The sequence below is a fragment of the Serratia sp. 506_PEND genome, assembly GCF_001076875.1.
Classification (GTDB): domain Bacteria; phylum Pseudomonadota; class Gammaproteobacteria; order Enterobacterales; family Enterobacteriaceae; genus Serratia; species Serratia marcescens.
This window is the reverse complement of record NZ_JVEL01000096.1, coordinates 1-9,646: the sequence shown is the minus strand read 5'-3', so window position 1 is coordinate 9,646 and position 9,646 is coordinate 1. Positions and strand designations below refer to the sequence as shown.

Below are 9,646 nucleotides of genomic sequence, written 5' to 3'. Positions count from 1 at the left end.
GGGTCGCGAGTTCGAGTCTCGTTTCCCGCTCCAATTTTCTCTTCGTTTCAAACTCAAGTCCAACGCCTTATCCGGCGCGGATTTTTGTCCCGTTTTACACGCCTGCTAAAAATGTTGTGAACAGAGTTATCCACAGCCTCTGCACATAAACTCGCCTGCCTGAAAAATCAACGTCATACAAATTAAATATTTATCTATTTGATTTATATGCTTATTTATTTATCCCAAAACGTTATGCCGATCACTTGCTCTTTTTGTTGCAGTTGAAAGACAACGTGTTTTTATTTTTATGCACAAATCCACAGAGTGAGTCTTCCGGCGATAAGCCTGCGCGGCGCACGCCGTCAGGCGTCCCTCGGCAAACCTTTTTCCACAGCCCGTATCAGCCGTTTTTTCTGTGCCGTCTGCACCTCGATGCCCTGCGCTTCGCGGCGGGCGAGCTGTTGCGCCAGCGCCCAGTGGATATGTTCGTCCAGCATGCTGTCCTGGCCCAAACGCGTGCGCAGCGCGAGCACGACGCGGCCTTCATAAGGCGCATTGCCCAGCGCTACGGCGATATTGCGCAGCCAGCGCAGGTGGCCGATGCGGCGTATCGCCGAGCCTTCGGTGATGCGCAGGAATTTTTCTTCTGTCCAGTTGAACAGATCGATCAGCTGCGGTGCATGCAGCGCGGCGCGCGGGCTGAAATCGTCTTCGTCGGTGAGCTGCGAAAAGCGATTCCACGGGCAGATCAGCTGGCAGTCGTCGCAGCCGTAGATGCGGTTGCCGAGCAGCGGGCGGAATTCTTCCGGGATCGCGCCTTCCAGCTCGATGGTCAGGTAGGAGATGCAGCGCCGGGCGTCGACGGTATAGGGGGCGACGATGGCGCCGGTCGGGCAAGTGGTGATGCAGGCGACGCAGCGGCCGCACTGTTCTTCCTGCGGCTGATCCACCGGCAGCGGCAGATCGATCAGCAATTCGCCGAGGAAAAACCACGATCCGGCTTCGCGGTTGAGAATTAGTGAGTGTTTACCAACCCATCCGATGCCCGCCTTGGCGGCCAGCGCGCGCTCCATCACCGGCGCAGAATCGACAAAGGGGCGGAAATTCAACTCGCCGCAGTATTCCTGGATCTGATCGCCCAGTTTTTTCAGGCGCTGGCGCAACAGCTTGTGATAGTCACGCCCCAGCGCGTAGCGGCTGACGTAGCCCAACTGCGAATCTTGCAAGGTGCTGGCGAACGCCGCCTTGGCCGGCAGGTAGTTCATGCGTACGCTGATCACTCGCAGCGTGCCCGGCAACAGTTCGTGAGGGCGTGCGCGCAACATGCCGTGGCGCGCCATCCATTCCATCTCGCCGTGGTACTGCTTGTCGAGCCAGGCCTGCAGCTTCGGCTCTTCAAGGCTCAGATCGGTATCGCAGATGCCAACCTGCTGGAATCCTAGCGATTGCCCCCATTGCTTGATATGTTGGGCGAGTTGATGAAGATCGAGGGGGTGCGTCATGACGGGCCACAATGAAAAAGCATACGCTGACAGTTTACCACACTCTGTCTGGCCTGCGGATTGGATCCGTCGCTCGGAACCCGCGGCGGCGGCCTCGCTCGGTATTTCTCTTTACGATTTGATGCAGCGCGCCGGTCAGGCGGCCTACGCGCTGGCGCGCAACGCGTACCCTTCCCGCGACCACTGGCTGGTGCTGTGTGGCCACGGCAACAACGGCGGCGACGGCTATGTGGTGGCGCGTCTGGCGAAGGCGGCGGGCGTGCAGGTGACGCTGATCGCCTGCGAAGGCGCACGTCCTTTGCCACCGGAAGCCGCAGCGGCTCGCGAGGCCTGGCAAGCAGCAGGCGGCGACATTCTGCCGGCGAACAGCCGCTGGCCGGCGTCTGTTTCGCTCATCATCGACGGCCTGCTGGGCACTGGTCTGGGCAGCGCGCCGCGTGCGCCTTACGACGCGCTGATCGAGGCCGCCAACCGCCATTCGGCGCCGGTGGTGGCGCTCGATATTCCGTCCGGCCTGCTGGCGGAAAGCGGCGCGGCGCCAGGCGCGGTGGTGCGTGCCGCGCACACCGTCACGTTCATCGGCCTCAAACCGGGGTTGCTGACCGGCCAGGCGCGTGACTGGGTCGGGCAACTTCATCAGAATGCGCTAGGCTTATCGGGTTGGTTGGCGAAGCAACCGGAGCAGATTCAGCGGCTTACCGCCGAGGTGTTGCCGCGCTGGCTGCATCCGCGCCGTCCTTGCGCTCATAAGGGCGAGCATGGCCGCCTGCTGTTGGTGGGCGGCGATAGCGGTTTCGGTGGCGCCATTCGCATGGCGGCGGAGGCTGCGCTGCGCAGCGGGGCTGGATTGGTGCGAGTGCTTACTCACATCGATCATGTTGCGCCGCTGCTGACGGCCAGGCCGGAGCTGATGGCGCAGGCGCTGGACGAGGCGACGCTGCGGCAGGCGATGCAATGGGCGGATGTGCTGGTGATTGGCCCGGGGCTGGGCCAGGCTGAGTGGGGCAAAAACGCCTTGAGCGTGCTGCAAACCAGCGATAAACCAGCCTTGTGGGACGCCGATGCGCTGAACTTGCTGGCATTAAATCCCGAGAAACGGCAGAATCGCGTGATGACTCCGCATCCTGGAGAGGCGGCGCGGCTGTTGAGCTGCAGCACTGCTGACATCGAGAGTGATCGCTTACTTGCCGTGCGCAAGCTGACGGCGCGCTACGGCGGTGTGGCGGTGCTGAAAGGCGCCGGTACGCTGATCGCCGATGAGCAGGGGCAGATGGCGATTGCCGACGTCGGCAACGCCGGCATGGCCTCCGGCGGCATGGGCGATGTGCTGTCGGGCATCATCGGCGGTTTGCTGGCGCAAAAGCTCCCGCTGTATGATGCCGCCTGTGCGGGCTGCGTCGTGCATGGCGCGGCCGGCGATCGCGTAGCGGAAAGACAAGGAACAAGAGGCATGTTGGCGACCGATTTACTGCCGGACATCCTTCATTTCGTTAATCCTGAGTGGGCAAAATAGACTTTATCGAATGAAAGAACTCGTTTTACCTCTGCCGGACGAGGCAGCGACTGTCGCTTTGGGCACCACTTTGGCCAAGGCCTGCGATCGCGCCAGCGTCATCTATCTCTACGGCGACCTGGGCGCCGGTAAAACCACCTTCAGCCGTGGCTTCCTGCAGGCGTTGGGGCATCAGGGCAACGTCAAAAGCCCGACCTATACGCTGGTAGAGCCCTATGCCTTGCAGCCGTTGGCGGTGTATCACTTCGATCTGTATCGCTTGGCCGATCCGGAAGAGCTTGAATTCATGGGCATTCGCGATTACTTCGCGCAAGACGCCATCTGCCTGGTCGAATGGCCGCAGCAGGGCACCGGCGTGCTGCCGGAGCCGGACCTGGCGCTGCACCTCAGCTATCAGGGCGAGGGGCGAGAGGCGAAGATTGAGGCGATTTCCGCATACGGCAGCCAGTTGTTAGACCGCATTCATGGATCACAGGGATGATGCTGCAATGACGCAGGTGTTGAAAAAATTTGCGGTCATCATACTGATCGCCGTGCTGGGGCCGCTCGGCGCGTTGAACGCGTTGGCGGCGTCCTCGCTGTCCGATATCAAAGTGTCGAACGCCCAACGCGAAGCGACGGTGTCGGTGAGCTTCAATGGTCCGCCGGACTATGCGTTTTTCCCGCTGCACGGCCCGGAACGGGTGGTGCTGGACGTTAATCAAAAGGGCAAGGTCGGCGGTCTTCCGCTCAATTTCAGCGGGCAAAACCTGGTGAAAAGCATTCGCTCCAGCGCGCCGAAAGACGCTCAGAGCGTGCGCCTGGTGTTTGATCTGACCCAGCGCGCCAAAACCCGCGTTTCCACTCGCCAGAACGGCGGCGTGCATACCGTGGTGTTCACCATTTCGGCCGAAGGCGGCGCCAATATCGTGGCGCGTAAAGCGCCGGTGCAAACGCCTCCGCCGGTCGCCGTCAGTCAACCGCCGCGTCAGGCGCCGGTCGCGGTGCGTGAAGCGCCGGAGCCGCCGCTGCGCAAAGCGCCGACGGGATCGAATCCCTTTACCCAAAAACAGACCGTGGTCGCAGGCACCGCCACTGAGGTCACGCCGCGCAGCAGCCGCGTTTCCGCCGGTTCCGGCGATCGGGTGGTGGTGGCGATCGACGCCGGCCACGGCGGCCAGGATCCGGGGGCCATCGGCCCGAGCGGGTTGAAAGAAAAGAATGTCACCATCGCCATCGCGCGTCGCCTGCAGGCGATGCTGGACGCCGACCCGCAGTTCAAACCGGTGCTGACGCGTAACGGTGACTATTTCATCTCGGTGATGGGGCGTTCCGACGTTGCGCGTAAACAGGGCGCCAACGTGCTGGTCTCCATCCATGCCGACGCCGCGCCAAACCGCAGCGCCAGCGGCGCTTCCGTCTGGGTGCTGTCCAATCGCCGCGCCAACAGCGAAATGGCCGGTTGGCTCGAACAGCATGAGAAGCAGTCTGAGCTGCTCGGCGGCGCCGGCGATTTGCTGGCCAATAGCCAGGCCGACCCTTATCTGAGCCAGGCGGTGCTGGATCTGCAGTTCGGCCACTCGCAGCGTGTCGGGTACGACGTGGCGGTGAAAGTGCTGCAGCAGCTGCAGAGCGTCGGATCGTTGCATAAACGCCGGCCGGAACACGCCAGCCTAGGCGTGCTGCGTTCGCCGGATATTCCATCGCTGCTGGTGGAAACCGGATTTATCAGTAATAGCACGGAGGAGCGGCTGCTGGGCAGTAGCGCGTATCAGGAGAAGATTGCCAAGGCCATTCATAACGGCCTGCGCAGCTACTTCCTGGCGCATCCGCTGCAAGCCGACCCAAAGGTGGAAAACCGACCGCTGGACGTCGCAGCGGCGGTTAACACCTCAACACCAGACGTGCGTCAGCCGGAGCCTATCGTCAGCCCGGCCGGCGCGAGCCGCAGCGTTAGCGGCAAGACCCAGATCCACGTGGTGAAACGGGCGGAGACGCTGTCCGGCATCGCCGACAGCTACGGCACCACCATGGCGGCGCTGCGGGATCTGAACAAACTGAAGAAAGACGGCGTGTGGGTCGGGCAACGCCTGAAGGTGCCGGCGGGGAAAACCGCCGCCGTCACCGCCGTCGCCAAAGCGAAAACACCGGCGAAAAGGCCGTCTAAACATAAAGTGGCCCGCGGAGATACGCTGTCCTCCATCGCTTCCCGCTACGGGGTCAGCGTCGGCGATCTGAAACGGGTCAATAATCTGAAGTCGGACGTCGCGCCGCTGGATCGGACGCTGACCATTCCGCAGGCCTAGCGCCACCGCTACAGGAGTCAGCATGCCTATCCAGGTGTTACCGCCACAGCTCGCCAACCAGATCGCCGCCGGAGAGGTGGTCGAACGCCCCGCGTCGGTCGTCAAAGAGCTGGTGGAAAACAGCCTGGACGCCGGTGCGACGCGCATCGATATCGATATCGAACGCGGCGGCGCCAAGCTGATCCGCATTCGCGACAACGGCTGCGGCATCGGCAAGGACGATCTGGCGCTGGCGCTGGCGCGGCACGCCACCAGTAAAATCAGCACGCTCGACGACCTGGAGGCGATCGTCAGCCTCGGCTTTCGCGGCGAAGCGCTGGCCAGCATCAGTTCGGTGTCCCGTTTGACTCTGACGTCGCGCACCGCCGACCAGAGCGAGGCGTGGCAAGCCTATGCCGAAGGGCGCGAGCAGGCGGTGACGGTCAAACCCGCCGCGCACCCGGTCGGCAGCACGCTGGAAGTGCTGGATCTGTTTTACAACACCCCGGCGCGCCGCAAGTTCATGCGCACCGAGAAAACCGAATTCGGCCATATCGATGAAGTGGTGCGGCGCATCGCGCTGGCGCGCTTCGATGTGGCGATCAACCTCAGCCACAACGGCAAACTGATCCGCCAATACCGGGCGGCGAAGGAAGAAAGCCAGCACGAGCGCCGTTTGGGCAGCATCTGCGGCCCGGCGTTTTTGCAGCATGCGCTGAACATCGACTGGCAGCACGGCGATCTGAGCATCCGCGGTTGGGTGGCGGATCCGGCCGGGGCGCGCCAACTGGGTGAAATGCAGTATTGTTACGTCAACTGCCGCATGATGCGCGATCGTTTGATCAATCACGCCATTCGTCAGGCCTATCAGGATCAGTTGAAGGACGATCAGCAGCCCGCTTACGTGCTGTATCTGGAGGTCGATCCGCACCAGGTGGACGTCAACGTGCATCCCGCCAAGCACGAGGTGCGTTTCCATCAGGCGCGGCTGGTGCACGATTTTATCTACCAGGCGGTGACCACCGTGCTGCAACAGGCCGGTCAGACACCGTCGCTGCCGCTGGCGGAAACGCCGGACGAAGCGCCCGCGCCGGTCTGGCAGCAGGAAAACCGCGTCGCCGCCGGCGGCAACCATTTTTCTCAGCCTGCGCCGCGCCGTGAAACGCCGCCACCGGCCGCCACCGCCCGCGAGCGGCCGCCGCAGCCGAGCTGGCAAGCGGCGGGCGGTTATCAGAAACGCGAAGGCGAGCTGTACGGTAAACTGATGCAGCCCGCCGCCGAGCCGCCGGCCGAGGCCGCGCCGGAAGTCTCGATCAAGCCGCCGTTGTTCCCGCCGGCGAAAGCCGCAGCGGAAACGCCGTTGGCGGGCGGCCAGCACAGTTTTGGCCGGGTGTTGATGATCCATCCGCCGTGTTATGCGTTGATTGAACAGCGCCAGCAGCCGGCGTTGCTCAATCTTACGGTGGCCGAGCGCTGGCTGCGTCAGGCGCAGCTCAACCCGCCGACGGAAGGGCTGCGGCCGCAGCCGCTGCTGATCCCAGTCAAGCTGACGTTGGAAAAGAGCGAAGCGGCGGCCATCGCGCGGCATCAGGCGCTGCTGACGATGATGGGGCTGGATCTGCAGGCGGATCACGGCCGTGTGACGCTGCGCGCAGTGCCTTTACCATTACGCCAACAAAATTTACAAAAACTGATACCCGAACTGTTAGGCTATCTGGCCGAACATCAGGAGATGTCGCCCGCGGTGCTGGCCACCTGGCTCGCTCGCCGTCTTGGCAGCGAACATGAACAGTGGAACACCTCGCAAGCGATACAATTGCTGACCGACGTTGAACGACTTTGCCCGCAGCTGGTCAAATCGCCACCGAGCGGACTTTTACAACCCGTTGATTTACAGGCCGCACTGGCGGCCCTCAAGCATGACTGACACTGAAATGACACCACGTCCCCCGGCTATTTTCATCATGGGGCCGACCGCCTCGGGCAAGACCGCGCTGGCGATCGCGCTGCGCGAACGCCTGCCGGTGGAACTGATCAGCGTCGATTCCGCGCTGATTTACCGCGGCATGGATATCGGCACCGCCAAGCCGAGCGCCGAAGAATTGGCGCAGGCGCCGCATCGGCTGATCGATATTCGCGATCCCGCCGAAGCTTACTCGGCCGCGGAGTTCCGCGCCGATGCGCTGAAAGAGATGGCCGACATCACCGCCGCCGGCCGCATTCCGCTGTTGGTGGGCGGCACCATGTTGTATTTCAAGGCGTTGCTGGAAGGATTGTCGCCGTTGCCGTCCGCCGATCCCGCGGTGCGCGAGCGCATCGAACGGCAAGCGGCGGAGCAGGGCTGGGAGGCGTTGCACCGTCAGTTACAGGCGATCGATCCGGTCGCGGCATTGAGAATTCATCCGAATGATCCGCAGAGACTGTCCAGAGCACTGGAAGTTTTTTTTATTTCGGGTAAAACTTTAACGGAACTGACTAAAATTTCGGGTGAATCGTTGCCGTATCAAGTTCACCAATTTGCGATAGCGCCGACCAGCCGTGAGTTGATCCATCAACGCATCGAGCTGCGGTACCATCAAATGTTGGCGGCGGGTTTTGAGACGGAAGCGCGTGCACTTTTCGCACGGGGTGATTTGCATACGGACTTGCCCTCCATTCGCTGTGTCGGTTACCGCCAGATGTGGTCATACTTGTCTGGTGAAATTAGTTACGATGAGATGGTTTATCGTGGTATTTGCGCAACACGTCAGTTGGCTAAACGCCAAATGACCTGGTTACGGGGTTGGGAGTCGGTCCATTGGTTGGACAGTGAAAAGCCGGGAGAGGCTTTGGACTCGGTGACACAGGTTGTTAGTGCATAGGTTGGGTGATTGTGTACAATTGCTGAGTATTCAGCGCGCAAATTTTTTACGTCGTTTATTTTAGAGCCGACAGGTTCTTAGTTACAAACAACAAGCAAATAAGGAAAAGATAGAATGGCTAAGGGGCAATCTTTGCAAGATCCGTTCCTGAACGCATTGCGTCGTGAACGTGTTCCGGTTTCTATTTATTTGGTGAATGGTATTAAGCTGCAAGGCCAGATTGAGTCTTTTGACCAGTTTGTCATCCTGTTGAAGAACACGGTTAGCCAGATGGTGTACAAGCACGCTATCTCTACCGTTGTCCCGTCACGTCCGGTTTCGCATCACAGCAACAACCCGAGCGGCGGTTCAAGCAACTATCACCATGGCAACAATCCGTCTGCGCAGCAACAGCCGCAGCAGGAAAGCGATGACGCTGAATAAAGCGCGTTGCAAGACAACCATGACGGGGAGCATAAGCAGCCGCGGGCTGTTTATGTCCCCCAAACTCACGGTGAGTGTCCGTTTGAGAGGTTGCACGCTTGTTTGACCGTTATGAAGCCGGTGAGCAGGCCGTACTGGTTCATATCTATTTCTCGCAAGACAAAGATACGGAAGACCTCAACGAGTTCGAATCGCTGGTCTCCTCAGCCGGTGTCGAAGCTTTGCAAGTGGTGACTGGTAGCCGCAAAGCCCCGCATCCGAAGTACTTTGTCGGCGAAGGAAAGGCCGAAGAAATTGCAGATGCGGTGAAAGCCAGCGGCGCGTCTGTTGTCCTGTTTGATCATTCCCTTTCCCCGGCGCAGGAAAGAAACCTTGAGCGCCTGTGCGAATGCCGGGTGATCGATCGCACCGGGCTGATTTTAGACATCTTCGCCCAGCGTGCCCGCACCCATGAAGGTAAGCTGCAGGTGGAGCTGGCGCAGTTGCGTCACATCGCCACGCGTCTGGTACGCGGCTGGACGCACCTGGAGCGGCAAAAAGGGGGGATTGGCCTGCGCGGGCCGGGGGAAACCCAGCTTGAGACCGACCGTCGCCTGTTGCGCGATCGCATCAGCTTGATTCTGCGCCGCCTAGAGCGGGTAGAAAAGCAGCGTGAACAAGGCCGACGCGCGCGGACCCGTGCCGATGTGCCGACCGTATCGCTGGTGGGCTACACCAACGCCGGCAAATCCACCCTGTTTAACCGAATAACGTCTGCCGAGGTGTATGCGGCGGACCAGCTATTTGCCACCCTGGATCCTACGTTGCGGCGCATTGACGTGCCGGACGTGGGGGATACCGTGTTGGCGGATACCGTAGGCTTCATCCGGCACCTGCCGCACGATCTGGTGGCCGCCTTCAAGGCGACGCTGCAGGAAACGCGCCAGGCATCTCTGCTGCTGCACGTCATCGATGCCGCAGATCCGCGCGTCGATGAGAACATCGAAGCGGTGAACACCGTGCTGGCGGAGATAGACTCGGATGAAATTCCTACACTGTTAGTGATGAACAAAATAGATATGCTGGACGATTTTGTGCCGCGTATCGACCGCAACGACGAAA

Annotated in this window: 8 protein-coding genes; 7 read left to right on the top strand and 1 reads right to left on the bottom strand. The window is 61.0% G+C overall.

The features are described 5' to 3' along the window. Nucleotides 1–344: 344 nt before the first annotated feature. Nucleotides 345–1,484: a tRNA epoxyqueuosine(34) reductase QueG gene (queG, locus tag ADK28_RS02880; protein WP_048794826.1), complete on the bottom strand. Its 1,140-nt coding sequence runs from the start codon at nucleotides 1,482–1,484 to the stop codon at nucleotides 345–347. Here queG and nnr point away from each other — a divergent pair. From nnr to hflX, 7 genes are all read left to right on the top strand, one after another. Beyond that, the gene (gene nnr, locus ADK28_RS02875; protein WP_048794825.1) at nucleotides 1,483–2,997 is read left to right on the top strand and encodes a bifunctional ADP-dependent NAD(P)H-hydrate dehydratase/NAD(P)H-hydrate epimerase; all 1,515 of its coding nucleotides are present in this window, start codon (nucleotides 1,483–1,485) and stop codon (nucleotides 2,995–2,997) included. The two genes, queG and nnr, sit on opposite strands and share 2 nt — an antisense overlap. A 10-nt stretch (nucleotides 2,998–3,007) precedes the next feature. Then, nucleotides 3,008–3,478 (top strand): tRNA (adenosine(37)-N6)-threonylcarbamoyltransferase complex ATPase subunit type 1 TsaE, encoded by a 471-nt coding sequence (tsaE, locus tag ADK28_RS02870; RefSeq protein WP_025305017.1) that lies wholly within the window; start codon nucleotides 3,008–3,010, stop codon nucleotides 3,476–3,478. 7 nt (nucleotides 3,479–3,485) lie between these two features. After that, a complete protein-coding gene (amiB, locus tag ADK28_RS02865) occupies nucleotides 3,486–5,282 on the top strand; it encodes an N-acetylmuramoyl-L-alanine amidase AmiB (protein ID WP_048794824.1) in 1,797 nt (598 codons plus the stop codon). A 22-nt stretch (nucleotides 5,283–5,304) separates the two neighbouring features. After that, nucleotides 5,305–7,188, top strand: coding sequence for a DNA mismatch repair endonuclease MutL (mutL, locus tag ADK28_RS02860; protein WP_048794823.1), 1,884 nt, complete (start codon nucleotides 5,305–5,307; stop codon nucleotides 7,186–7,188). Continuing rightward, on the top strand, nucleotides 7,181–8,122 hold the full coding sequence (miaA, locus tag ADK28_RS02855) for a tRNA (adenosine(37)-N6)-dimethylallyltransferase MiaA (protein ID WP_004933679.1): 942 nt from the start codon (nucleotides 7,181–7,183) through the stop codon (nucleotides 8,120–8,122). Before mutL ends, miaA begins: the two co-directional genes overlap by 8 nt. Nucleotides 8,123–8,236: 114 nt before the next feature. Next, nucleotides 8,237–8,545: an RNA chaperone Hfq gene (gene hfq / locus ADK28_RS02850; protein ID WP_004933678.1), complete on the top strand. Its 309-nt coding sequence runs from the start codon at nucleotides 8,237–8,239 to the stop codon at nucleotides 8,543–8,545. Nucleotides 8,546–8,643: 98 nt separating this feature from the next. Then, the coding region (hflX, locus tag ADK28_RS02845) for a ribosome rescue GTPase HflX (protein WP_048794822.1) at nucleotides 8,644–9,646 on the top strand (1,003 nt) is incomplete at its 3' end.